The organism is Leifsonia sp. TF02-11 (assembly GCF_017565305.1).
Taxonomy (GTDB): domain Bacteria; phylum Actinomycetota; class Actinomycetes; order Actinomycetales; family Microbacteriaceae; genus Leifsonia.
Genome location: NZ_JAGEKP010000010.1, coordinates 72,215 through 95,508, shown reverse-complemented (window position 1 = coordinate 95,508; position 23,294 = coordinate 72,215). Strand labels below are relative to the sequence as shown.

Here is a 23,294-nt window from a genome sequence, read left to right as displayed (position 1 = left end):
CGTGGGGACGCTGATCTACGGCAGCGGCCGGGAGTTCGAGTTCGACGACCGCACGCTGTCGCACGTCAAGATCGCTCTCGTGACGAAACTGCGCCGCCACGAGAGCTTCCTGCTCAACTGGGAGATCCCCCTCGAGCAGGGCGGAGGCCGCATGAGTATCTGGATCAGCCGCGAGGTGCCGCTGGCGTTCGTGTTCGGCAGCCCGCCTCCCGCGCTCAACGAGCGCTGGATGGAGGCGCTGCTGCAGACCAGCCAGCGCACCGGCGGAATGGTCATCATGCCGGAGGACGCGGCGGAGAGCGGCGAGTTCAGCGACCGCTGATCCGCGGGAGCACGAGTTCGCGGAAGAACTCGTCCGCCTGCCGAGCGCCCGCGGCGAGATCCGATCGCGGTGCGGTCTGTCGCTCCTCGGCAATGGCGAGCTCGTGCTCGACGAATCGGGTGAGGAGCCGTGGAGGCTCGCCGCCGCCCAGCTCGCGCGTGACCGCCTTCCGCTCGATGAGCTCGGCGATCGCCTGGGCGACGTCGTCGGGAGACCCGTTCTCGGCCGTGAGGGTCGGCAGGTCCATGGGAGCGACAGCGTGACCGGGGTGCACCCGGAGCCACCGCAGCGCGGCGGCGGGCCGAAGCGCGTAGAAGAACCGCTTGAGCTTGCCTCCGGAGTCGGCGATGTGGCGCCCGCCGACGTGGAGGTAGTGGTCGAGCACCCGCTCCCGGTCCACGATCCGGTCGGCGAGTTCCAGCATCCCGCCGACGAACGCGGGGTCGCCCCCGTACACGATCGGCGAGCGCAGCCACTCGGTCACGGTCGCGTTTCCCCGCACCAACAGACCGAGAGCTTTGCGTACGTCCCACCCGTTGAGGTCGAAGACGGCGTCCAACGGTGTCTCCACCACATCGCGGAGCGGGGTCAGCCGCAGATAGTCGTCGACCGGTCGAACGAAGAGGAAACGGGCGTCGTAGTCGCTGTCCGGAGACGGGAATCCCCACGCGCGGCTCCCGCTCTCCACGGCCAGCGGGATCGTGACCCCGTGCTCCTCGCACACGCGCGCGAGTCGGCGGTCGATCGCCGCGACGATCCCGGGGTCAAGGGTGTCGGGGATGGCGCGCATGACCTGATGCTATCGGCACCCTTCGAGCGGCCTGGACGCCCGCTGCGAGGCAGCCTCGGACGGCGGAGACCGGCCTACCATCGAAGCATGGACAAGGTGGAGAGCCGGCTCGGCACTCGTGCCGAACGTGCGGCCGAATGGCTGGACGCCAAGCTGCTCCCCGTCCTCGGCCCGCCCCCTCTCGGCCCGTACGACCAGGAGGCGCCGAGGACGGACGCGGCGACGTGCCCGCTCTGCACCCGTCGGATCGACGAGCACACGATGGAGCGCGACCACGGCCACGCCTTCCTCGTCTGCCCGGCACCCGCACGGACGCAGCTGCAGGTCGAATGAGCAACCGGCTAGGAGCCCTTATGGCGCGGCCGTGAGGGCTGGGGGGAGATGTGCGTGTCGGGGGAGCGTCGTCCGTTGGTCGCTGGGGGAGCGAGCAGGAGCGGGATGACGCCGTAGGCGAATGACCCGAGGACCACCAGGATCCACGCGCCCAACACAGCGCGGTACGGGTCGCCCGCGTGGAGAGTGAGTCCGGCGGACACCAGCCATTGCGCGGCGGCAACCGCCGAAACGCTGCCCAACGCGAGGAGAGCGAGTCGTTGGCCGTTCGCATGGATGCGGGGGATGACGGCCACGACCGTGCCGATGCCTCCAGAGACCGTAGACACCGCGAAGGTCGCGGCGAAGAACTCTCCGGTCGGGGTCGCGCAATCCGCCGGCCCATTTGAGGACCAATGAGTTCCAACGGACTCCGGCACTTCTCCGCCCCACGCGAGCCATGACCAGAACGCCAGGACCGATGGAAGCGCGGTCGCGAGCACGGCAGCGAGACTCCGCAGCACGCGTGACGATTCACTCATGGGATCAGTAGGACAAGAGGAGCTCGTGAAAGAAGATCGCATCTAAGATTTCCAATGGTCAGGCTAGCACGCGAATGCCCTGACGGAAACCGGCGGACGCGGATAGGCTCGCCTCATGCGACAGGGCTATGAGTCTCCCGACGAGGCGGTCGGCCTCAATCCGCTGTTCTCCCGGGCCGGGGAGGCGACCGAGTTCCCGCGGTTCGAGCTTCCGGACGGGGAGTCGCTTCCCGATACCGCGTTCCAGGTCGTGCACGACGAGGCCATGCTCGACGGCAATGCGCGGTTGAACCTCGCCACCTTCGTCGGCACGTGGATGGAAGACCAGGCCGGGCGGCTGTACGCCGAGGCCGTGGACAAGAACATCGTCGACAAGGACGAGTACCCGCAGACCGCCGCGATCGAGACCCGGTGCTGGCGGATGCTCGCCGGGCTGTGGAACGCCCCGCACCCCGACCGCTCGATCGGCACCTCCACCATCGGCTCGTCGGAGGCCTGCATGCTCGGCGGGCTCGCCCTCAAGCGGCGGTGGCAGCACAGCCGGCGCTCGGCGGGGCTGTCGACCGAGAAGCCCAACCTGGTGATGAGCGCCGCCGTGCAGGTGTGCTGGGAGAAGTTCTGCAACTACTTCGAGGTGGAGCCGCGGTTCGTGCCGATCTCGCTCGAGCATCCGACCCTCGACGGCGCCGAGCTCGACGCGTACATCGACGAGAACACCATCGGGGTGGTCGCCATCATGGGCGTCACCTACACCGGCAGGTACGAGCCGGTGAAGGCGATCAGCGACGCCCTCGACGACCTCCAGCGGCGCACGGGCCTCGACGTGCCCATCCACGTCGACGGAGCGTCGGGGGCGATGGTCGCGCCGTTCCTGCAGCCGGACCTCGAGTGGGACTTCCGCCTCGAGCGGGTGGCCTCCATCAACACCTCCGGCCACAAGTACGGGCTTGTCTACCCGGGCATCGGCTGGGTGGTCTGGCGGGAAGCGGACCTGCTGCCCGACGACCTCGTCTTCCGCGTCAGCTACCTCGGCGGCGAGATGCCGACGTTCGCGCTCAACTTCTCACGGCCGGGAGCGCAGGTGCTGCTGCAGTACTACCAGTTCCTCCGGCTCGGCTTCGACGGCTATCGCCGCGTCCAGGCGGCCTCCCGCGACGTCGCCCGCTATCTGGCCGACGAGGTCGCCACCCTCCCGCACTTCGACATCTGGACGGACGGCTCCGACATCCCGGTCACCGCGTGGCAGCTGAAAGACGGTCACGACTCGCTCTGGACGCTCTACGACCTGTCGGCGCGGCTGCGCGCGCACGGCTGGCTGGTGCCGGCCTATCCGATGCCCGAGGCGCTGACCGAGGTGACGGTGCAGCGCGCGGTGATCCGCAACGGCCTCAGCCGCGATCTCGCCGGCGGGCTGGTGGACGCGATCACCGCCGCCGTGCACGAACTCGACGAGCTGCAGGCGCCCATGCCGGGCCCGAAGCGGGTGCCGTTCCACCACTGAGCGCCTGGGCCGGCCGCCCGGCCGGTCAGGGGAGGAGCGCGAGCTTTCCGCCGGGGTGCCCTCCCGCCAGGAAGCGGAGCGCTTCCGGCGCGTCGGCCAGGGGGTAGGTGCGGGCGATCGGCACCTGCAGGCGGCCCTCGGCTGCGAGCTGAAGGAGGCGCGGGCGCACCGCGTCGCGGAACGCTGCGCTCTCGGGCTGCGCGCCGGCGATGGCGTGGAAGCCTTCGGCCTTCGCTTGCCCGGACGCGACGATCGTGACGATGCGGTCGCGATCGGCGACGAGAGCGAGCGACACCTCCACCGCCTCCTCCGTGCCGACGGTGTCGAGCGCCGCGGCGATCGGTCCGTTCGCCTCGGCGCGCACCCGGTCGGCGAGCCCGGGGCCGTAGGCGACGGGGAGGCCGCCGAAGCGGCGGACCCGCGCGAAGCTGCCCTCGCTCGCCGTGCCGATGACGCGGGCGTCCAACTCGGCGGCCTGCTGCAGGATGCTGACGCCGACCGCTCCGGAGGCGCCGTGCACGAGGATGGTGTCCCCGGCGGCGACGCGTGTGACGTCGAGCATCTGCGCGGCGGTCGAGCCGGCGAGCAGCAGGTTCGCGGCCTCCTCGTCCGACAGCCTCGCGGGCTTGGCGAACACGTCGGCCGCCGGGACCGTGAGCTCGGTGGCGTACCCGCCCCGGATCCGGAACGCGACCACCGCATCGCCCGGGGCGCCGCCGCCCGAGGCGATCTCGGTGTCCGGTCCGAGCTCCACGAGCTCCCCGGCGACCTCGTAGCCGATCGGCGCGGGCAGCTCGAGACCCGGACGCGGGCTCGCGACGTGCTTGTAGTCGGCCGGATTGACACCGGCGGCGTGCACCCGGATGGTGACCTCGCCGCGCCCCGGACGCGGAACCTCCCGCTCCGCGAACGTCCAGGTGTCGGGGGACCCCCACTGCTCTGCCAACCACACGCGTGCCATGGCGACAGTCAACCCGCGGATCCTGTGCGCCGCCTCAGGATGTCAGGTTCGCGGTGCGCGCCGGGCGTCGAACCAGGCCGCACCTCGACCGACCCAGAGCGGAAGCGCGATCGCGACCGCGAGTCCCATCGACAGGATCCCGGCGATCGGCTCGCTCGTGAGCGCGGTGTAGAGCCCGACGGCCAGGTGGACCAGACTCGCGAGCAGCACGACGACGCGAGCGACGTCGACCCCGCGGAAGACCCCGAAACCGACCGCGAGGTAGGCGAGCGCGACCACCAGATAGCCGATCGAGGACGCGAACAGGCTCCCGGCCAGCGTGGAGGGGAGCGCGTCGGGCACCGCCGACAGCACCAGCACCAGGATGCTGAGCACGAGCTCCAGTGCGCCGACGACCCAGCAGAGCACGGCGACGGCCGTCACCACGCCCGGACGACGCCCGGGAGACGGCACGGCGGGCGGCTGCGGCGCGGCGGGCTGTCCGGTCACGAGGGGTTCACCGTGTCGGAGGCTTTGCCGCTGTGGCGGGCACGGCGCGTGCGGGTCGGCGCCAGCCGGAGCATCTGCGCGGTGGAGCTGTCGTCGAGCTCGACGAGGGAGCTCCGCGACTTGATGAAGTCGCTGAACGAGCGGAAGCCGAGCGCCTTCTCGCTGAACGAGGGGTCCATCCGCTTCATCTGGCCTTTCACCGACGAGCTGTGCAGCCACTCCGCGTCGTCCTTCTCGTGGCCGAGCTGCATGGCGCGCGCGAGCAGCCGGGTGGCGACGATCTGCGGGTCTTCGGCCGGCTCCTCCTCCGGCTCCTCCTCGGGTGCAGCCGCTTTACGCTTGCGGGCCGGACGCTTCGGCTGCTCGGCCTCAGGCGTGTTCGCGTCCGGCTTCGCCGCGGCGGTGCGACCGCGTCGCGACGTCGTCGCTGCGCTCGCGGCACCCTGCACCGCGGTGTCGGTGTCGGCGTCCGCTGTTCCGGCGTCCGCTTCGGCGTCGGTGTCGGGCTGCTCCGCGGGGCCGACCGTCCCTGCGGCATCCGTCGCCGCCTCGTCGCGTGCGATGCCGGGGAGGTCGTCGTAGCTCACGAACTCGTCGCAGGCGGCGGCGAGCGAGCGGGCCGTCGAGCCGGCGACGCCGATGCCGATGACGTACCGCCCGAGGCGCTTGATGCGCTGGGCCAGCGGCACGTAGTCTGAGTCGCCCGCCACGATCACGACATGTGTGAGCTCCGGGAGGCGGAAGAGATCCTCCACGGCATCGACAGCGAGGCGGATGTCGGCGCCGTTCTTGGCGTAGGCCGCCGCGGGGAAGAGCTGCACGAGGTCCACGGCCCGGCCGACGAGCTGGCCGCGATACTCCGCGTTGACGGCGGCGGACCAGTCCGCGTAGGCGCGGGTGAGTACGAGCGTGCCGAACGACGAAGCGAAGTCGATGACGGCGCCGAGGTCGACGCGCGCTTCGGCCAGCTTCGCGACGAAGGCCGGCTTCGGCTGCGTGCCCGACTTCTGCCGATCGCGCATGAACTGGCCACGGCCGTGCACCTGGTCGTAGCGCGAAATGATGATGTTGTCGAAGTCGATGTAGACCGCGACTCGGCCGTCCCCAGGTTCGCTCATGCAGTCACGATATCCCGGGGGTCCCTCTCCCCGCCGTCGCTTCCTCACTTTCTCCCGGCTGCACTCGGCGTGTTGCGGAAGAAAGTGAGGAAGCGATGGTGGTGGGTCAGTTCACGTAGCCGTCGGCGACGGTGAGTGCGGCGTCGATCGCGGCGAGGCCGCGACGCAGCTCGCCCTCGTCGATGACGAGCGGCGGCGCGATGTGGATGCGGTTGAAGTGGGTGAACGGCCAGACGCCAGCAGCCTTGCAGGCCGCGGCGACCGCGCCCATCGGCGCCGCGTCGGCACCCGCCGCGTTGAACGGGACCAGCGGCTCCCGCGTCTCGCGGTCGCGCACCAGCTCGAGTGCCCAGAACAGCCCGCGCCCGCGCACCTCGCCCAGCGAGGGGTGCCGGTCGAGCCAGGCTGTGATCTCAGGCTCGACGACGCGCTCGCCGAGGTCGCGGACGCGCTCCAGGATGCCGTCGCGCTCGAACACGTCGAAGGTCGCGACGCCGGCCGCGCACGCCAGCGGGTGGCCGGAGTACGTCAGACCGCCCTGGAAGGACACGTCGTCGAAGAACGAGGCGATCGCGTCGGAGATGACGACGCCGCCGAGCGGGACGTATCCGGAGTTGACGCCCTTCGCGAACGTGATCAGGTCGGGGACCACATCGAACGCGTCGACGGCGAACCACTCGCCGACCCGGCCGAATCCGACCATGACCTCGTCGGCGATGTAGACGATGCCGTACTTGTCGCAGAGCGCGCGCACGCCGGCGAGGTAGCCGGGCGGCGGCACCAGCACGCCGTTGGTCCCGACGACCGTCTCGATGATGATCGCGGCGACCGTGGCGGCGCCCTCGAGCACGATGACGTTCTCGAGGTGTTCGAGCGCGCGCTGCGTCTCTTCCTGCGGAGTCGTCGCGTGGAACGCCGAACGGTAGAGGTAGGGCCCGAAGAAGTGCGCCACCGATGAGTCGCTGGGCTCGTTGGCCCAGCGCCGTGGGTCGCCCGTGAGCGAGATCGCCGTGGCGGTGCCGCCGTGGTAAGAGCGGTACATCGACAGCACCTTGCGACGCCCGGTCACCCGTCGCGCCATCCGGACGGCGTACTCGTTGGCGTCGGCGCCGCCGTTGGTGAAGAACACCTTGTTCAGGGTGCCGGGGGCGACCCGGGCGATGCGGCGGGCGAGCTCTCCGCGGACGTCGTTCGCCATCGAGGGCTGGATGGTCGCGAGGCGACCCGCCTGCTGCTGGATGGCGGCGACCAGGTCGGGGTGCTGGTGGCCCAGGTTGAGGTTGACGAGCTGGGAGCTGAAGTCGAGGTACGCGTTGCCCTGGTAGTCCCAGAACGTCGAGCCCTCGCCCGCGGCAATCGGCAGCGGATCGATCTGCGCCTGCGCGCTCCAGGAGTGGAAGACGTGGCTGCGGTCGTCGCTGCGCACCTGCGTCTCGGCGTCGGAGTCGCCGAAGGCGTGCTCGACTCCCCGGCGGTCGGTGAATCCCGTGCGGGCGGCGGTGGCGGGGGAGATGGTGTCGGTCATGCGGATGATCCTTCCGAGAGCTGTCTGCGGATCAGGAGTTGCCAGGGAAGGCGAGCTCGATCTTCGAGTGCACCGGGTCGGGCCAGCGCGTGGTCACGACCTTGCTGCGAGTGTAGAAGTGGAACGACTCGGGACCGTAGATGTGCGAGTCGCCGAACAGCGAGTTCTTCCAGCCTCCGAACGAGTAGGCGCCGACCGGGACGGGGATCGGCACGTTGATGCCGACCATGCCGACCTCGATCTCGAACTCGAACTGGCGGGCGGCGCCGCCGTCGCGCGTGAACAGCGCGACGCCGTTGCCGTAGGGGTTCGCGTTGATCAGGGCGACCGCCTCGTCGAAGGTGTCGACGCGCACGACCGAGAGCACCGGACCGAAGATCTCGTCGTCGTAGACGGCCATGCCGGGCGCGACGTCGTCGATCAGGCTGACGCCGACGAAGAAGCCGTCGCCGTCGAACTGCTGAGCCGTTCCGTCGACGACGACCGTTGCGCCCTCCGCCTCGGCCTTCGCGACGTACGATGCGACCTTGTCGCGGTGCTCGCGCGTGATGAGCGGGCCCATCTCGCTGGCCGGGTCGGTGCCGGGGCCGATCGCGAGCGACCCGAGGCGTCGCTGGATGGCCGGGACGAGCTTGTCGCCGGCCTCGCCGACCGCGACGAGCACGCTGACCGCCATGCAGCGCTCGCCGGCCGAGCCGTACGCCGCGGAGACGGCGGCGTCGGCCGCGGCCTCGATGTCGGCGTCCTCGAGAACCACCATGTGGTTCTTGGCGCCGCCGAGCGCCTGCACCCGCTTGCCGTTCGCGCTCGCGCGCTGGTAGATCGACCGCGCGATCGGGGTCGACCCGACGAACGAGACGGCCGACACGTCCGGGGAGTCGAGCAGGGTGTCGACCGCCTCCTTGTCGCCGTGCACGACGTTGAGGACGCCGGCGGGCAGGCCGGCCTCGGCGAAGAGCTTGGCGAGGTAGACAGACGCCGACGGGTCCTTCTCGCTGGGCTTGAGCACGACGGTGTTGCCGCAGGCGATCGCGCTGGCGACCATCCACAGCGGCACCATCACCGGGAAGTTGAACGGCGTGATGCACGCGACGACCCCGACCGGCTGCTTGACGCTGTGCACGTCGATGCCGGTGGAGACCTGCTCGCTGTACTCGCCCTTGAGCTTGTCGATCAGACCGGTCGCGAACTCGACGTTCTCGAGCCCTCGGCCGATCTCGCCCGCGGCGTCGGAGAGCACCTTGCCGTGCTCGCTCGTCACGATGGCCGCCAGTTCGCCGCGCCGCTCGGTGAGGAGGTGGCGGAGGCGGAAGAGCACGTCCGCACGCTTGGTGAGGCTCGTGGCGCGCCAGCCGGGAAGCGCGGCCTTCGCCGCGGCGATGGCGGCCTCGGTCTCGGCGGCGCTGGCCAGCGCGACGTCGTGCTGGCGGATGCCGGTTGCGGGGTCGAAGACCGGTCCGAGGCGTGCCGGCTCGCCGGTCTCCTCACCGTTCACGAAGTGGCGGATCAGGGCCACGGAGTCCTCCTGGAAGTGCTGCGCCGGACGGAATGCCCGGAAGGGAAGTAGGCTTGCAATCCCCATGATCACAGAGCGGAGGAGCGATCGGTGATGCCAGATCGTCGGGCGTTCGGGCAAGACAGTACACATCGTCCGGGAGGCGAGAGGATGCTCCTGCCGACGGTCAGGGAGATCCTGCGCATGGACCCGATGGCGGACGCCCTGCCCGAGGTCCTCGCCGGTGAGGGCGGCCTCGACGTCCTGGTGCGTTGGGTGCACGTGGCGGAGACCGCTGACGTCGCACGGCTGGTGTCGGGCGGCGAGCTGCTGCTCGCCACCGGTCTCGCCTGGCCGCGCGACGCGCGCGGCCTGCACAGCCTGGGACGCGAGCTCGCGGAAGCCGAGATCGCCGGCCTGGTGCTGGAGCTCGGCGACCGCACGCCGGTCGCCCCGCAGCCGCTGGTCGACGAGTTCCGCGACGCCGGCCTCCCGTTCATCGTGCTGCACCGCGAGGCGCGATTCGTCGCCATCACCGAGGCGGTGCACGCACGCATCATCGATGATCAGACCGTGGCTTTGCGGGCGCGCGACGAGATCCGCGAGCTCTTCACCGGTCTCAGCCTGCGCGGCAGCCCTGCCGACTTCATCGTGGCGCAGGCGGCGCGTGCGCTCGGCTGCCCCGTCGTGCTGGAGGACACCGGCCACCAGGTGCTCGTCGCCGAGAACGTGGGGGAGGGCGAAGCGGAGCTTGACCGCTGGGAGCAGCGCTCGCGCGCCGCTCATCGCGGGGCGGGCGAGCCCGGCTGGACGATGACCCCGGTGGAGGCGCGCGGGATGCGCTGGGGGCACCTGGTCGCGCTCCCCGGCGAACCGCACCCCGCCGGCCGCTCCAGCGTGCTCGAACAGGCCGCCGTGGCACTTGCGCTCAGCCGCCTCGCCGACCGCGACGACGACGAGTGGATCCGGCGCAGCCACGACGCTCTCCTCGCCGCCCTGCTGGGGCGTCGGTTCTCGCGGGACGGCGGCATGGCCGCACGGTTCGAGGCCGCGGGGTTCCCGGTCGCCGGTCGTGTGCTCGCGGGCGTCGCCGTCCGCAGTCGGTCGGGTCGCGTCGAGCCTGGTGCCGCAGGCAGAGCGGTCGAGGCGGCGACGGCGGCCGGTGCGCAGGCGATCGCCGCCGCACATCCGTCGTCGCCCGGACTGCTGGTGCTCGCGGTGTCGGCGCGCGCCGGCCGCCCGGCGGCGGACGCCGTAGCCGAGGCCCTCGCCAGCGGGGACGCCGCGGTCGTCGGGGTCGGATCGGACGCTCACGGCATCCCCGGGCTGCTCTCGTCCGTCGAGGAGGCCGTCGAGCTGAGCGGGCGCGGCGCGGGCGGGCGCGGTCGGCACGCCGTCGTGCAGCGGGCCGAGAGCAGGCCCCTCCTGCGTCTGGTGACGGCGTTCGGGGACGACCCGCGGCTGCAGGAGTACTCGGAGCGGATGTTGCGCCCCCTGATCGAGTACGACCTCGCCAACGACGGCGACCTGGTCGAGGTGCTGCGGGCGTACCTGAGCCATCCCGGCAACAGGACCCGTGCCGCCGCGGCGAGTCACCTCTCGCGCTCGGTCTTCTACCAGCGGATCGCGCTCATCGAGGACCTCCTGGGCCTCGACCTCGACGACGGCGAGACCGTCGGCGCGCTGCACGCGGCGGTGCTGGCCAGGAGGGTGCGGGGCTGATCAGGAGGGCGCGGGGCTGATCGCCGCCCGGCGCGGCGTCGGTCAGTCGGCCGCCGCCGTCAGGTAGACCTTCCGCAGCGTCTCCGACACCGTCCAGACCGTCCGGTCTCCGGCCGAGAGCCGCACGACGTCGCCGGGTGCGAGCTCCAGCCGGCGTCCTGTCTCGGTGAAGTCGACGACGGCCCGACCCGCGATCACCACGAAGAGCTCGTCCGCCTCCACATCGGTGGCCGTGCCCGGCGCCATCTCCCAGATCCCGACCTCCAGCGCCCGGCCGTCCGGTCCGCCGAAGCGCCCGAGCTCGGCCAGAGCCGTCAGCTCGTCGCCGGGAACGGCATGCAGGGGAAGCCCCAGTGCGGGCACACTCGTGGTCTCGTTCAGGATGTCCATGTTCCTCGTCTCGTCTCTCGTCGCAGCGGTCGCCCGGTCATGCGCTCGCCAGCGTCTTCGCCATGTCCTCCGTGGAGGCCCCACTCCTGCGCAGCACCAGGGCGACGACAGCGAGCGCCACCAGCGTGAGCACGAACATCACCGCCGAGACCGCGGCGATCTCGGGTCGAAGCCCGACGCGCAGCGAGCTGAAGATGTACACCGGCCACGGCGTCGCGCCCGGCACCTGCACGAAGCTCGACACGATCGTGTTGTCGAGGCTCAGCGTGAACGACATCAGGGCGCCCGCCCAGATCGCTGGGCTGGCCACCGGAAGGGTGATCTGCCAGAACCGCTTGAGCGGAGGGGCGTAGAGGTCGGCCGCGGCCTCCTCCAGCGACTCGTCCATGCCCTGCATCCTGGCCCGCACGATGAAGGTGACGACGGCCACCGACAGGACGGCGTGCGACACGACGAGGCGCACCATGCCGTTGCTGAACACGCCGATGCCGAAATCGGTGCCCAGGCTGACGAACCAGGGGAGCATCGAGATCGCATCGACGATCTCGGGCGTGAACAGCGTGATCGTCAGCAGCAGGGTGGCCCAGAGCACCCACGGCGCCCGCCGGGCCGCGCGGGCGAGCGCGAGCCCGCCCAGCGTGCCGAGCAGGGTGGAGACGACGGCTGCTCCGACGGCTGCTTCCAGCGAGGTGACCACCGAGGCCCGGATCACCGGGTTCGCCCAGGCGTTCGCATAGGCGTCGAAGCCGAAACCCTGCCAGGTCGCGAGCAGCCTGCCGGTGTTGAAGGAGTAGGCCAGCATCACGATGATCGGCAGGAACAGGAACGCGAAGACCAGCACGCCCCAGACGGTCAGCCCGATCGCGACGCCGTCGCGGCGCGCGCGGCGGGGCGTCGGCCGCTCCATCGTCGTCCCGGTCATGCGGCACCTCCCAGCTCGACGCGGCGCGATCGGCGCACCACGAGGCGGACCAGCAGGGCCAGCCCGCCGACGATGACGACCGCTGCGGCGATGAACAGCATCAGCAGCACGGCCATCGCCGAGCCGAGCGCCCAGTTCTGCGCGGTGTTGAACTGGCTCGCGACCAACTGCCCCACCATGTTGCCCTGTGCGCCGCCGAGCACGGAGGCGGTGACGTAGTCGCCCATCAGCGGGATGAAGACGAGCAGGCAGCCGGATGCGATGCCGGGCGCGGCGAGCGGCAGCGTCACCTGCAGGAACGTGCGGACGCGGTTCGCGCCGAGGTCCGCGCTCGCCTCCCGCAGCGGCCGGCCGGCCCGGTCCATCGCGACGTAGAGCGGGAGGATCATCAACGGCAGGTAGTTGTAGACCACACCGAGCTGCACTGCTGCCTGGGTGTAGAGCACGTCGAGCTTGCCGTGCAGGAGCCCGGTGCTCTGCAGGAGCTGCGAGAGGAATCCCTGGGGGGAGAGCACGATCTGCCAGCCCAGGGTGCGCACGAGGAAGTTCGTCCAGAACGGCACGAGCACGAGCGCGAGGGCCAGCGCCCGGTACTGCGGTTTGAGCTTGACCGCGAGCCAGTACGCGAAGGGAACGGCGATGACCAGGCAGATCGCGGTGCCGACCAGCCCGATGCGCAGGGTGTTCAGGAAGGTGCCGAGGAAGGTCGCGTCGAGTGCCTCCGCGTACCGGTCGAACGAGAGCCGGTCGTTGGCGTGCGCCGAGAACAGGTCGGGCTTGTAGCCGAAGCTGTACCAGAGCACCAGGGCGAGCGGGACGATGAAGAAGAACAGCACGAACGCCCAGGTCGGGAAGCCGGCGACCGTCGTGCCGGAGATCCGCTTGCGGGCGCCGGGCGGCCCGGTGCGCCTGCGGGAGCCGTCGAGGGCCGTGGTCTGCGCTGTCGCCGTCATGATCCCGCCTTCGCCATCATCCGGTTCACGATCTGCACGAGCCGCTCCGCCGCGTCGTTGAGCTCGGCCGGAGTCAGCCGGGCGATCACGTCGTCGGACGGGAACACCAGCTCGGGCAGGTCGAACTTCTCCTTCTCCGCGCGCTCCCGGAGTCCCTTCACGCCCGTCGAGTAGCCGATGTAGTCGACCTCCTTGTAGGAGGCGTCGGGCTCGAGGATCGCGTCGATGAACGCATAGGCGGCATCCGGGTGCTGGGCGCCGGTCGCGAGGGCCCAGGTGTCCATCCACAGGTTCGCGGTCGGCGTCGGATACACGAACTTCCAGTTCGCGGGGATCTTGCCGCTCGCCAGCATCCCCTGCCGGGCGTCGCCGTTGAACGCCTGGATGAGGGCGAAGGTGCCCTCGGGGATGCCGGAGGTGACCGCCGTGGAGTTGAACGCCTTGAGGTGCGGTGCGAGGGTGCCGACGAGGTACTTCTCTGCGGCGTCGAGGTGCGCCTTGTCCGTGGTGTTCGGGTCGATGCCGTTGGCCGCGAAGTACATGCTGGTGACCTCCCACGGGTCCTCCAGCACGGCCACGTTGCGGCTCGCCTCCTTCTGGGCGGCGTCGAGGAAGTCGGCCCACGAGGTCATCGGGCGCGTGATCACGTTCGTGTCGTATGCGAACCCGGTCGTGCCCCAGTCTTTGCAGACGGTGTAGACGTTGCCGCGGTCCCACGACTGGTTCGTGTACGCGGCCTCCAGGTTGTGCAGGTTCTTCAGGCGTGAGTGGTCGAGCTTCTGCAGCAGGCCGTTGGCGACCATCATCGGCACGTAGTTGCCGGTGGGCACGACGATGTCGTAGCCGCTGGTGCCCCGGGTGGCGCCGAGCTTGGCGATCATCTCCTCGTTGGATCCGTACGAGTCGAGCTGCACGGTCACGCCCGATGCCTTCTGGAACGCGCTGATGTTGCCCGGGTCGTCGTAGTCGCCCCAGCTGTAGACGTTCAACTGGCTCTCGATCACGCCGTCGGCCCGGGCTGACGCGCCGAAGGCGGTCTGCCGGCTGCAGGCGCTCAGCGCGAGGCCGGCCGCGCCGAGCGCGAAACCGCCGAGCAGCGCCCGCCGGCTGATCCGCGCGGAGGACGCGCGGGGGATGAGCGCGACGACGTCGGCGGTGCGCGCGGTGGAGCCCACCATCTACGCAGCCTCCTCGTTCGGCTCAGTGGCGGCGAAGACGTGCAGGGCGTCGTCGCTCCAGCCGCACCACACCCGTGCGCCGGTGGTGAGCTGCTCCGCACGCGACGGCGCGACCCGGGAGATCAGCTCGAGTCCCGAATCGGTCACGACGACGTACTGGATGGCGTCGCCGAGGAACGAGATGCCGGCGAGGGTGCCCGCCAGGGCGGAGCCGGACGGCCGCGATGCCGTGACCGTGATCGCCTCGGCACGGATGGCGGCGCGCACGCGCTCGCCGGGTCGTGCGCTGTGCCGCAGGAGGGCGTCGGCGTGGGCGGCGCTCACGACGCCGTCGGCCGCCAGCAGGGCCCCGTCGGACTGCACTGCCGCGTCGATGAAGTTCTGCTTGCCGATGAAGCCCGCCACGAAGGCCGTCGCCGGGTTCGTGTAGATCTCCTCGGTGCCGCCGAGCTGTTCGATGTGGCCGCCCTGCATGACGACGATCCTGTCGCTCATGGACAGGGCCTCCTGCTGGTCGTGCGTCACGAACACGAACGTGATCCCCAGCTGGCGCTGCAGCAGCTTCAGCTCGATCTGCATCTCTTCGCGCAGTTTGCGGTCGAGTGCCGACATCGGCTCGTCGAGCAGCAGCACGCGCGGCCGGTTGACCAGGGCGCGCGCGAGGGCGACGCGCTGCTGCTGGCCGCCCGACAGCTTCTGCGGGCTGCGGTCGGCGAACGAGCCCATGCGCGAGAGCTCCAGCGCATCCCGTACCCGCTGCGCGATCTCGGCCCGCGGCACGCGCTTCTGGCGGAGGCCGTACGCCACGTTCTCGGCCACGGTCATGTGCGGGAACAGCGCGTATGACTGGAACACGGTGTTCACGGGCCGCTTGTGCGGAGGGGTGCGCAGGACACTCGTGCCTCCGACCAGGATGTCGCCGGCGTCCGGCTGCTCGAATCCCGCGATCATGCGCAGCAGCGTCGTCTTGCCGCAGCCCGACGGGCCGAGGAGCGAGAGGAACTCGCCGCTGTGCACGTCGAGGTCGATCCGGTCGACGGCCGTAGCGTCACCGAACCGCTTCGTCACGCCGTGCAGGCGGACCGAGCCGTCCTGGTCGGGCGGAGAGGCCGTCGATGACGGGGAGGAGGTGGCTGTTGTCACAGCATCGTCCTTTCTAGCGGGGGAGGAGGGCGGCCCGGCGCCGGTGCCGGGTGCTCACGAGTCGAAGCCGAGCCCGACGGCGTCGAGCGTCCGGAGGAAGAGGTTGCGCTCGCCCTCGCGGTGGTCGGCGCGGTTCAGCGACCACCTGGTCAGGTTGATGCCGATCGCGGCAGCGGGCTCTGGCGGGAACGGCAACGGCCGGCTGCGGACCATCGCCAGCTCGGTGCGCTCCGTCGATCGACCCTCCAGCAGATCGAGCATCACCTGCGCGCCGAAGTGGGTCGCGGCGACCCCCAGCCCGGTGTAGCCGGTCGCGTAGGCGACCTTGCCGTCGCGCGCGGTGCCGAAGAACGCGCAGAACCGGCTGCAGGTGTCGATCGCGCCGGCCCAGCGATGCGTGAAGGTGAGCCCCTCGAGCTGCGGGAAGGTCGTGAAGAAGTGGCTCGCCAGCCTCCGGAACGTCTCCGGGCGGTCCTCGTAGCGCTCGCGGACGCGTCCGCCGAAGTGGTAGATGGCGTCGTAGCCGCCGAAGAGGATGCGGTTGTCGCGGGTCAGCCGGTAATAGTGGAACTGGTTCGCGGAGTCGCCCAGCCCCTGTCGTCCCGACCAGCCGATCGACGCCAGCTGCTCGGTGGAGAGCGGCTCGGTCATCAGCACGTAGTCGTAGACGGGGACCGTGGCCAGGCGGTTGCGCTTGAGCAGGCTGGGGAACACGTTGGTCGCCAGCGCCGTGCGCCTCGAGCGGACGACGCCCGCCGGTGTGTACAGCGTGGTGCCGTCGCCGATGCCCTCGACGGGGGAGTGCTCGAAGATCTCGACCCCGGCCGCCGCGCACGCCCGGGCGAGGGCTCTGGCGAGCTTGGCGGGGTGGACCAACGCCGAGTCCCTGGTGCGGAGGAGGCCGCCGAGGTACGTCGGGGAGTGCACTTCGGCTTGCACGGCCGCCGCGTCGAGGAAGCGCGCGTCCGGTCCCTCCGCCGCTTCGCGCAGCCACTCCACCTGGTGCGGCTCCGTCGCCAGGTCGATGGCACCGTTGCGCTCGAACTCCGCGTCGAGAGACAGCTCGGCGACGGCGGCCTCGATCTCGTCGAGGTTCTTCATCCCGAGCCGTTGGAGGACGTCGAACTCCTCCGGGAACCGGCTGCGGCCGTTCTCGTCGCCGTGGGTGAGGCTGGCCTCGCAGAAGCCGCCGTTGCGTCCGGAGGCGGCCCAGCCGATCCGCCGGCCCTCGAGGAGGACGACCCGGGCGTCCGGATTCTCGCGCTTGGCCAGCAGCGCGGTCCAGAGGCCCGAGTAGCCACCGCCGACGACGGCGAGGTCGCAGCTCAGGTCGCCGCTCACGCGCGGGTAGGAGTCGCCGGGCGCGTCTTCGATCCAGAACACCCCCTGCCGAGCGGGAGCGAGCGCGTGGGCGACGACCGAGTCGTTGGGACGCTGACGTTCGAACACGGTGGTGCTGGCCACGGGAGACCTCTCTGAGATGGGTTCCGGCCATTCTTCCGGGTCGTGGCCGATCCGATCGTCGGGAATCCGGGAGGACTCCATGCAAAGCGTCCGGTGCCGGGGTGTGCGCTGAACCGCTTCAGTCCGATGTACTCTTGGCCCGTCCGGCGTGCGAAGGGAGCGGTCGATGGTGTCAGCGACGCGGGTGACGATCGGCGGCCTCGCCGACCGGCTCGGGCTGTCCAAGGCGTCGGTGTCGTACGCGCTCAACGGCCAGCCCGGCGTGAGCGACGACACCCGCCGCCGCGTCCTCGACCTCGCGGAGGAGCTCGGCTGGCATCCCAGCTCGAGCGCCCGCGCGCTCTCCCGCGCCCGGTCCGACGCGATCGGGATCGTGCTGCGCCGCGACCCCGGCCTACTCGGCACCGAGCCGTACTACATGAGCCTCCTGGCCGGGGTGGAGGCCGAGCTCGCCGAGAGCGGCCAATCGCTGCTGCTGCGGATGGTCGGCACCTCGAACGGCCAGGATCTCGCCGCCTACCGGCGCTGGAGCGCAGAGCGGCGCGTCGATGGCGTGATGCTCTTCGATATCGTGGTCGGCGACCCGCGACCTGCATTGCTCGACGAGCTCGGCCTGGCATTCGTGCTGCACGGCAACGACGAGTCGACGGCTCCGGGCCGCGTGCTGCTCTACGACGCGTTCGGCGACGCCAGAGTGCTGGTCGACCACCTGCACGCGCTGGGTCACCGCCGCATCCTGCACATCCAGGGACCGCAGGAGTTCGAGCACGAGCAGGAGCGCGCCGCTGCGATCGCCCGGTTCGCGGCCGAACACGGCATGCAGGCCGCGTCGGAGCCCTCGGACTATTCGATGGAGGCCGGCGAGCGCATCGCGGCTGCCCACGCCGGCGACCCCGGGCTGACCGCGATCGTGACCTCGAACGACCTGCTCGCGCTCGGCGCCCAGGCCGCACTGTCGCGCCGGGGCAGGGACGACATCGCTCTGGTCAGCTGGGACGACTCGCTGATCTGCCGCCTGGGCTCGCACCCGCTCACGGCGCTCGCCCGCTTCCCCGAGGAGCAGGGCAGGCGCGCCACCCGGATGCTGCTGGACGAGCTCTCCGGGGTCGAGACGGCGACCCGCACCGCACGGCCCTCCGAGCTGATCGTGCGGTCGACGAGCGTTCGGGCACAGCCGGCCTGAGAAAACGTATCCGATATACACCGGATTCTCCTGCGATCAACTCTTGGAATCACTGAACCGGTTCAGTTATAGTCGCCCTGGTGTCACGTGCGCTCCCCGGGGACGGGAGCGGCGACGCACCCATCAAGAGACGAAGGAGTCACAATGAGGAAACGCGTCATCGCCGCGGCAGCGCTGGCGGCCACGATCTCGCTCGTGGCGGCGGGCTGCAGCAGCAATGGTTCGTCGTCGTCGGCCAGCGGGTCGACCATCACCTACTGGGCCAGCAACCAGGGGACCAGCCTCGACAACGACAAGCAGGTACTCACCCCGGTGCTGGACGACTTCACCAAGAAAACCGGCGTCAAGGTCAAGCTCGAGGTCATCGGCTGGAACGACCTGCAGACGCGCATCCAGACCGCGGTCACCTCCGGACAGGGTCCCGACGTGCTGAACATCGGCAACACCTGGGCAGCCTCCCTGCAGGCGACCGGCGCCTTCCTGCCGTTCGGCGACAGCGAGATGAAGGCCATCGGGGGCAGCGACAAGTTCGTGAAGACCGCGCTCGACACCGGCGGCGCCGCCGGCAAGACGCCCACCAGTGTTCCGCTCTACGGTCTCGCGTACGGCCTCTACTACAACAAGAAGATGTTCTCCGACGCCGGTGTGCAGCCGCCGACCAACTGGGAGGAGCTGGTCACCGACGCCAAGAAGCTGACCACCGGCAGCCAGTACGGCTTCTCGCTCGCGGCCGGCAGCTACACCGAGAACGCGCACTTCGCGTTCATCAACTCGGCGCAGAACGGCGGCGAGTGGTTCGACACCAAGGGCAACCCGACGTTCACCAGCCAGGCGAACATCGACGGCATCAAGCGCTACCTCGACCTCATGCAGACCGACAAGGTCGTGAACACCTCCAACGCCCAGTACGACAACGGCGTGCAGGCGGTCAACGACTTCGCCACCGGCAAGGTCGCGATGATCCTCAGCCAGAACAACGCCGACTCGTCGATCAACGCCAACGGCATGAAGTCCGACGCGTACGGCGTCGTGCCGTTCCCGTCGCCCGAGGGTGGCAAGCCGGTCGCGAGCCACGTCGCCGGCATCAACCTGTCGATCTTCAAGAACACCAAGAACAAGGACGCCGCCCTCGAGTTCGTCAAGTACATGACGAGCGAGTCGGTGCAGTCCACGCTCGGCAAGCCGTACGCGACGCTGCCGGTGCTGAACGGCGCCAAGCCGAACTTCACCGACAACGCGGACGAGGCCGCCACGTTCCAGAAGATCTACAACGAGATGTCCAAGCCTCTGCCGCTGGTGCCGGCCGAGGACCAGTTCGAGAACACCGTCGGCAAGGCGATGAACGACATGTTCGCCAAGATCGCCACGGGCGGCACGGTCTCCGACTCCGACATCAAGTCGGCGCTGCAGACCGCGCAGGACCAGGTCAAGCAGTCGATCGGCGGCTGACGCTCTGAACGACACGCTCGCCGGGCGGGAGGCCGATCCCGCCCGGCGAGCACGTACCACCTGAAGGAGACCCATGTCGACGACGACAGACGTCCGCGGACCGGCGGCCGCGCAGAAACCGGCCCCGGCACCGAGACGCAAGCGGCCCAAGGGCTGGTGGCTGCCCTTCCTGCTGCTCGCACCCGCGGTCGTATTCGAGCTGCTCATCCACGTCGTCCCGATGCTCACGGGCATCTGGATCAGCTTCCTGCAGCTCACCAAGTTCTTCATCGCGAACTGGGGAGAGGCGCCGTTCATCGGCCTCAAGAACTATCAGGTCGCGCTCGATTTCAACGGCTCGGTCGGCGCCGGCCTGCTGCGGTCGTTCTTCGTGACCGTCGGCTTCACCATCCTGGTCGTCGGTCTCTCCTGGGTGCTCGGGATGGCCGCGGCGGTCGCCCTCCAGGGCCGCTTCCGCGGGCGCGCGCTGTTCCGCACCCTGTTCCTCGTGCCCTACGCGCTGCCGCTCTATGCCGGCATCATCACGTGGAAGTTCATGTTCCAGAAGGACACGGGAGCGATCAACCACTTCCTGTACGACAACCTGGGGCTCCCCGGCGACAAGCCGTTCTGGCTGATCGGGCCGAACGCGTTCTGGGCCATCGTCATCGTCGCCATCTGGAGGCTCTGGCCGTTCGCCTTCCTGATGCTGATGGCCGGCCTCCAGTCGATCTCGTCGGAGGTCTACGAGGCCTCGGCCGTGGACGGTGCCAAGCCCTTCCGGCAGTGGCGCTCGATCGCCCTGCCGATGCTCCGCCCGGTCAACTCCGTGCTGCTGCTCGTGATGTTCCTCTGGACGTTCAACGACTTCAACACGCCGTACGTGCTCTTCGGGAGCACGGCCCAGCCCGCGGCGGGCGACCTGATCTCGTTCCACATCTACAACGCCTCGTTCCTGACCTGGAACTTCGGCTCCGGCGCCGCGATGAGCGTGCTCCTGCTGCTGTTCCTGCTCGTCGTCACGGGCATCTACCTGCTTGCCGTCAACCGGAGGAACCGCGATGCGTGAAACCCGCTCTTCCCACGTCTTCCGCTGGGTCGTCGTCGTCTTCCTGACGATCTTCACCGTGGTGCCGCTGTACGTGATGGTGACCTCGTCGATGAAGCCGCTGTCGGAAGTGCAGGGCGCCTTCACCTGGTGGCCGCAGTCGATCACCTTCCAGCCGTTCATCGACATGTGGACGACCGTGCCGCTGGCGTCGTACTTCGTCAACAGCCTCATCGTGTCGAGTGCTGCGACGCTCATCAGCCTGGTGATCGCCGTCTTCGCCGCGTACGCCGTCTCGCGCTACCGGTTCAAGGGCCGCAACGTCTTCACGACGACCGTGCTGTCGACGCAGATGTTCCCCGGCGTCCTGTTCCTGCTTCCGCTGTTCCTGATCTTCGTGAACATCAACCAGGCGGTCGGCATCCAGCTCGTCGGCACCCGCTGGGGCCTCATCATCACCTACTTCACGTTCGTGCTGCCGTTCTCGATCTGGATGCTCGCCGGCTACTTCGACGGCATCCCGCGCGAACTCGACGAGGCCGCGAAGGTCGACGGCTCCGGCCCGATGGGTGCCCTCTGGCACGTCGTGCTCCCGGCTGCCCGGCCCGGGCTCATCGCCGTCGCGATCTACTCCTTCATGACCAGTTGGGGTGAGGTGCTCTTCGCATCCGTGATGACAACGGACGAGAACCGCACGCTCGCGGTCGGCCTGCAGCTCTACTCGACGCAGACGAACGTGTACTGGAACCAGATCATGGCGGCTTCGCTCGTGGTGTCGATCCCGATCGTCGTCGCCTTCCTGCTGCTGCAGCGCAACTTCGTCGCCGGCTTGACCGCCGGCGCGGTCAAGTGAGATCACGGAACCCGGAAGGAAGCATGGATCGTCCATCCCCTGTCCTCACGGTCGGAGACGCACCCGTGGTCTGGCTCGGAGCGAACTTCTGGTCGCGCACCGGAGGACCGCTCATGTGGAAGCGCTACGACCCCGCGATCCTCCGCGAGGAGCTGCGCGTGCTCGCCGACCACGGGCTGAACATGACCAGGTCGTTCTTCTACTGGCCGGACTTCCACCCCACGCCGGACACCCTCGACGAGCAATGCCTGGCCAACTTCGCCGACTTCCTCGACGCGCACACGGAAGTGGGGATGACGACCGTGCCGACGTTCCTGGTCGGCCACATGTCGGGGGAGAACTGGGATCCGTCCTGGCGGGAGGGGCGCGACCTCTACAGCGATGTCTGGTTCGTCGGCCGTCAGGCCTGGTACGTGCGGGAGCTCACGGCGCGATTCGCCGCGCATCCGGCGGTCTCCGGCTGGCTGCTGACGAACGAGATGCCGATCTACGGAGGCGAGGCGCCGCGCCCTGTCGTCGACGCGTGGGCGTCCCTGCTGGTCGACGCCGTGCGCGCCGGCGGCGGCACCCAGCCGGTGTCGGTCGGTGACGGCGCCTGGGGGATCGAGACGACGGGCCACGACAACGGCTTCTCGGTGCGCGACCTCGCTCGCCACACCGACTTCGTCGGCCCTCACGTGTACCGGATGGAGACCGACCAGACCCGGCAGCACCTAAAGGCGGCGTACATCGCCGAGCTCGCAGGTGTGGGCGGCCTCCCGGTGATCATGGAGGAGTTCGGCCTCACTAGCGACTTCGTCTCGGACGAGGGCGCAGCGTCGTATTACCGGCAGCTGCTCTACACGACGCTGCTGGCGGGCGCGACCGGGTGGATCGCCTGGAACAACACCGACTACGACGACCTCGCCGCCCAGCGCCCGTACTCGCACCACCCGTTCGAGATGCACTTCGGCATCACCGACCGCACGGGTGCCCCCAAGCCCCCGCTGCGGGAGCTCGCGCGATTCGCCGCCGACCTCGCTGCGATCGACCTCCCGAACGTGCAGCGCACCCCGGTCGATGCGGCCATCGTCGTGCCGTCGCACCTGGAGGCCGACTATCCGTTCACGCAGGAGGAGGAGCGCGCGCACATCGTCGTGACCGGCGAGCAGTCGTATCTCGCCGCGCACGAGGCGCACATCCCGGTCGCGGTGATCCGCGAGCGCGAGGACGGCGGGATCCCGGCCGGCTACGGCCTGTACCTGCTGCCGTCGGTCAAGCAGCTGTGCGCGACCTCCTGGCTGCAGCTGGAGGACCTGGCCCGCGAGGGCGCGACCGTCTACGCCTCCTACTCCCACGGCGACAGCGGCGTGCAGCGCGGGCCGTGGTGGGCGAACACGGAGGCGCTCTTCGGGGTCAGGCCGGCCTCGTCCTACGGGCTGGCCGAACCGGTGACCGACGAAGTCGCGACCCTGCGCTTCGTGCACGACTTCGCCGGGCTGACGGCCGGGACGACACTGTCGTTCCCGGCCGCCGGAAACGAGAACGGCCGGACGTTCCTGCCGGTGCGCGCGACCTCCGGGACCGTGGTGGCGGTGGACGCACACGGCCGGCCGGCGATCGTGGTGAAGGAGCACGGAGCGGGCCGAGCGGTGCTGTGCACGTATCCGATCGAGTTCTTCGCGTCGGGGCGGGCGCGGGCCAACCCGGAGGACACCTGGAAGCTGTACGACGCGCTGGCCTCGGTGGCCGACGTGGAGCGCGACGTGCGCCTGGACGACCCGCGGGTCTTCGTCGACACGCTGGTGCACGACGACGGTCGTCGGTTCGTGGTGTTCGTCTCGCAGCACGCGACGGCGGTCACCGTTCGGCCGCAGGTGGCGGGGGAGTTGCGCACGCTGGGCGGCGAGCCCGGAGCCGAGCTGGCGCTCGCCCCGTACGGCGTGGCCGTTCGCGAGCTGGTGCTGGAGTAGACA

Annotated in this window: 22 protein-coding genes; 9 read left to right on the top strand and 13 right to left on the bottom strand. The window is 69.9% G+C overall.

Annotated elements, in window-relative coordinates:
* Position 1: 1 nt before the first annotated feature.
* Entirely contained in the window at positions 2-322 is a 321-nt protein-coding gene (locus tag JNB50_RS14550) for a hypothetical protein (protein WP_208040888.1), read from the top strand.
* Here the strand turns inward: JNB50_RS14550 and JNB50_RS14545 are convergent.
* On the bottom strand, positions 309-1,112 hold the full coding sequence (locus tag JNB50_RS14545) for a nucleotidyltransferase domain-containing protein (RefSeq protein WP_208040886.1): 804 nt from the start codon (positions 1,110-1,112) through the stop codon (positions 309-311). The two genes, JNB50_RS14550 and JNB50_RS14545, sit on opposite strands and share 14 nt — an antisense overlap.
* Positions 1,113-1,199: 87 nt before the next feature.
* Here JNB50_RS14545 and JNB50_RS14540 point away from each other — a divergent pair, with 87 nt between their 5' ends.
* Complete coding sequence (locus JNB50_RS14540) at positions 1,200-1,445, top strand: hypothetical protein (protein ID WP_208040885.1); 246 nt, start codon at positions 1,200-1,202, stop codon at positions 1,443-1,445.
* A gap of 8 nt (positions 1,446-1,453) precedes the next feature.
* On the opposite strand, the gene JNB50_RS14535 is transcribed toward JNB50_RS14540, so the two are convergent.
* Positions 1,454-1,966, bottom strand: a complete 513-nt coding sequence (locus JNB50_RS14535) for a hypothetical protein (RefSeq protein ID WP_208040883.1) — start codon at positions 1,964-1,966, stop codon at positions 1,454-1,456.
* Positions 1,967-2,081: 115 nt separating this feature from the next.
* Between JNB50_RS14535 and JNB50_RS14530 the strand changes: the two genes are divergently transcribed.
* Positions 2,082-3,467 (top strand): glutamate decarboxylase, encoded by a 1,386-nt coding sequence (locus JNB50_RS14530; RefSeq protein WP_208040882.1) that lies wholly within the window; start codon positions 2,082-2,084, stop codon positions 3,465-3,467.
* Positions 3,468-3,492: 25 nt separating this feature from the next.
* Here JNB50_RS14530 and JNB50_RS14525 read toward each other — a convergent pair whose 3' ends face one another.
* From JNB50_RS14525 to JNB50_RS14505, 5 genes are all read right to left on the bottom strand, one after another.
* Positions 3,493-4,428, bottom strand: coding sequence for an NADP-dependent oxidoreductase (locus tag JNB50_RS14525; protein ID WP_208040880.1), 936 nt, complete (start codon positions 4,426-4,428; stop codon positions 3,493-3,495).
* A gap of 42 nt (positions 4,429-4,470) precedes the next feature.
* Positions 4,471-4,917, bottom strand: coding sequence for a hypothetical protein (locus JNB50_RS14520; protein ID WP_208040878.1), 447 nt, complete (start codon positions 4,915-4,917; stop codon positions 4,471-4,473).
* The gene (locus tag JNB50_RS14515; protein WP_208040876.1) at positions 4,914-6,035 is read right to left on the bottom strand and encodes an NYN domain-containing protein; all 1,122 of its coding nucleotides are present in this window, start codon (positions 6,033-6,035) and stop codon (positions 4,914-4,916) included. The genes JNB50_RS14520 and JNB50_RS14515 overlap by 4 nt, the downstream gene beginning before the upstream one ends.
* A 106-nt stretch (positions 6,036-6,141) precedes the next feature.
* The gene (locus JNB50_RS14510; protein ID WP_208040874.1) at positions 6,142-7,560 is read right to left on the bottom strand and encodes an aspartate aminotransferase family protein; all 1,419 of its coding nucleotides are present in this window, start codon (positions 7,558-7,560) and stop codon (positions 6,142-6,144) included.
* Between the two features lie 31 nt (positions 7,561-7,591).
* Positions 7,592-9,076 carry a CoA-acylating methylmalonate-semialdehyde dehydrogenase gene (locus tag JNB50_RS14505; RefSeq protein WP_208040872.1) on the bottom strand — a complete coding sequence of 495 codons (1,485 nt, stop codon included), beginning with the start codon at positions 9,074-9,076 and terminating at the stop codon, positions 7,592-7,594.
* A 150-nt stretch (positions 9,077-9,226) separates the two neighbouring features.
* Here JNB50_RS14505 and JNB50_RS14500 point away from each other — a divergent pair, with 150 nt between their 5' ends.
* Positions 9,227-10,777 (top strand): PucR family transcriptional regulator, encoded by a 1,551-nt coding sequence (locus JNB50_RS14500; RefSeq protein ID WP_243768490.1) that lies wholly within the window; start codon positions 9,227-9,229, stop codon positions 10,775-10,777.
* A gap of 42 nt (positions 10,778-10,819) precedes the next feature.
* Here the strand turns inward: JNB50_RS14500 and JNB50_RS14495 are convergent, their stop codons facing one another.
* The 6 genes from JNB50_RS14495 to JNB50_RS14470 are packed head-to-tail and all read right to left on the bottom strand — an operon-like array spanning position 10,820 to position 16,827.
* Positions 10,820-11,167 carry a cupin domain-containing protein gene (locus JNB50_RS14495; RefSeq protein WP_208040870.1) on the bottom strand — a complete coding sequence of 116 codons (348 nt, stop codon included), beginning with the start codon at positions 11,165-11,167 and terminating at the stop codon, positions 10,820-10,822.
* 37 nt (positions 11,168-11,204) lie between these two features.
* On the bottom strand, positions 11,205-12,089 hold the full coding sequence (locus JNB50_RS14490; protein ID WP_208040869.1) for an ABC transporter permease: 885 nt from the start codon (positions 12,087-12,089) through the stop codon (positions 11,205-11,207).
* The gene (locus JNB50_RS14485; protein WP_208040867.1) at positions 12,086-13,042 is read right to left on the bottom strand and encodes an ABC transporter permease; all 957 of its coding nucleotides are present in this window, start codon (positions 13,040-13,042) and stop codon (positions 12,086-12,088) included. The genes JNB50_RS14490 and JNB50_RS14485 overlap by 4 nt, the downstream gene beginning before the upstream one ends.
* Positions 13,039-14,220, bottom strand: a complete 1,182-nt coding sequence (locus JNB50_RS14480) for a spermidine/putrescine ABC transporter substrate-binding protein (RefSeq protein ID WP_208040865.1) — start codon at positions 14,218-14,220, stop codon at positions 13,039-13,041. The genes JNB50_RS14485 and JNB50_RS14480 overlap by 4 nt, the downstream gene beginning before the upstream one ends.
* Positions 14,221-15,363, bottom strand: coding sequence for an ABC transporter ATP-binding protein (locus tag JNB50_RS14475; RefSeq protein WP_208040864.1), 1,143 nt, complete (start codon positions 15,361-15,363; stop codon positions 14,221-14,223).
* 54 nt (positions 15,364-15,417) lie between these two features.
* A complete protein-coding gene (locus JNB50_RS14470; RefSeq protein ID WP_307794727.1) occupies positions 15,418-16,827 on the bottom strand; it encodes an FAD-dependent oxidoreductase in 1,410 nt (469 codons plus the stop codon).
* A 166-nt stretch (positions 16,828-16,993) separates the two neighbouring features.
* Here JNB50_RS14470 and JNB50_RS14465 point away from each other — a divergent pair, with 166 nt between their 5' ends.
* From JNB50_RS14465 to JNB50_RS14445, 5 genes are all read left to right on the top strand, one after another.
* On the top strand, positions 16,994-18,010 hold the full coding sequence (locus tag JNB50_RS14465; protein WP_208040862.1) for a LacI family DNA-binding transcriptional regulator: 1,017 nt from the start codon (positions 16,994-16,996) through the stop codon (positions 18,008-18,010).
* 144 nt (positions 18,011-18,154) lie between these two features.
* Positions 18,155-19,459 carry an ABC transporter substrate-binding protein gene (locus JNB50_RS14460; protein ID WP_208040861.1) on the top strand — a complete coding sequence of 435 codons (1,305 nt, stop codon included), beginning with the start codon at positions 18,155-18,157 and terminating at the stop codon, positions 19,457-19,459.
* A 73-nt stretch (positions 19,460-19,532) separates the two neighbouring features.
* The gene (locus JNB50_RS14455; protein ID WP_208040860.1) at positions 19,533-20,507 is read left to right on the top strand and encodes a carbohydrate ABC transporter permease; all 975 of its coding nucleotides are present in this window, start codon (positions 19,533-19,535) and stop codon (positions 20,505-20,507) included.
* On the top strand, positions 20,500-21,339 hold the full coding sequence (locus JNB50_RS14450; protein ID WP_208040858.1) for a carbohydrate ABC transporter permease: 840 nt from the start codon (positions 20,500-20,502) through the stop codon (positions 21,337-21,339). The genes JNB50_RS14455 and JNB50_RS14450 overlap by 8 nt, the downstream gene beginning before the upstream one ends.
* 23 nt (positions 21,340-21,362) lie before the next feature.
* Positions 21,363-23,291 (top strand): cellulase family glycosylhydrolase, encoded by a 1,929-nt coding sequence (locus JNB50_RS14445; protein WP_208040857.1) that lies wholly within the window; start codon positions 21,363-21,365, stop codon positions 23,289-23,291.
* The last annotated feature ends 3 nt before the right edge of the window (positions 23,292-23,294 follow it).

Excerpts from the sequence above, each read along its gene's own strand:
- JNB50_RS14525 (WP_208040880.1), bottom strand. The coding sequence starts at position 4,428 with ATGGCACGCGTGTGGTTGGCAGAGCAGTGGGGGTCCCCCGACACCTGG.
- JNB50_RS14445 (WP_208040857.1), top strand. The coding sequence starts at position 21,363 with ATGGATCGTCCATCCCCTGTCCTCACGGTCGGAGACGCACCCGTGGTC.
- JNB50_RS14530 (WP_208040882.1), top strand. The coding sequence starts at position 2,082 with ATGCGACAGGGCTATGAGTCTCCCGACGAGGCGGTCGGCCTCAATCCG.
- JNB50_RS14450 (WP_208040858.1), top strand. The coding sequence starts at position 20,500 with ATGCGTGAAACCCGCTCTTCCCACGTCTTCCGCTGGGTCGTCGTCGTC.
- JNB50_RS14545 (WP_208040886.1), bottom strand. The coding sequence starts at position 1,112 with ATGCGCGCCATCCCCGACACCCTTGACCCCGGGATCGTCGCGGCGATC.
- JNB50_RS14455 (WP_208040860.1), top strand. The coding sequence starts at position 19,533 with ATGTCGACGACGACAGACGTCCGCGGACCGGCGGCCGCGCAGAAACCG.
- JNB50_RS14490 (WP_208040869.1), bottom strand. The coding sequence starts at position 12,089 with ATGACCGGGACGACGATGGAGCGGCCGACGCCCCGCCGCGCGCGCCGC.
- JNB50_RS14465 (WP_208040862.1), top strand. The coding sequence starts at position 16,994 with ATGGTGTCAGCGACGCGGGTGACGATCGGCGGCCTCGCCGACCGGCTC.
- JNB50_RS14540 (WP_208040885.1), top strand. The coding sequence starts at position 1,200 with ATGGACAAGGTGGAGAGCCGGCTCGGCACTCGTGCCGAACGTGCGGCC.
- JNB50_RS14480 (WP_208040865.1), bottom strand. The coding sequence starts at position 14,220 with ATGGTGGGCTCCACCGCGCGCACCGCCGACGTCGTCGCGCTCATCCCC.
- JNB50_RS14535 (WP_208040883.1), bottom strand. The coding sequence starts at position 1,966 with ATGAGTGAATCGTCACGCGTGCTGCGGAGTCTCGCTGCCGTGCTCGCG.
- JNB50_RS14460 (WP_208040861.1), top strand. The coding sequence starts at position 18,155 with ATGAGGAAACGCGTCATCGCCGCGGCAGCGCTGGCGGCCACGATCTCG.
- JNB50_RS14495 (WP_208040870.1), bottom strand. The coding sequence starts at position 11,167 with ATGGACATCCTGAACGAGACCACGAGTGTGCCCGCACTGGGGCTTCCC.
- JNB50_RS14515 (WP_208040876.1), bottom strand. The coding sequence starts at position 6,035 with ATGAGCGAACCTGGGGACGGCCGAGTCGCGGTCTACATCGACTTCGAC.
- JNB50_RS14510 (WP_208040874.1), bottom strand. The coding sequence starts at position 7,560 with ATGACCGACACCATCTCCCCCGCCACCGCCGCCCGCACGGGATTCACC.
- JNB50_RS14485 (WP_208040867.1), bottom strand. The coding sequence starts at position 13,042 with ATGACGGCGACAGCGCAGACCACGGCCCTCGACGGCTCCCGCAGGCGC.
- JNB50_RS14500 (WP_243768490.1), top strand. The coding sequence starts at position 9,227 with ATGCTCCTGCCGACGGTCAGGGAGATCCTGCGCATGGACCCGATGGCG.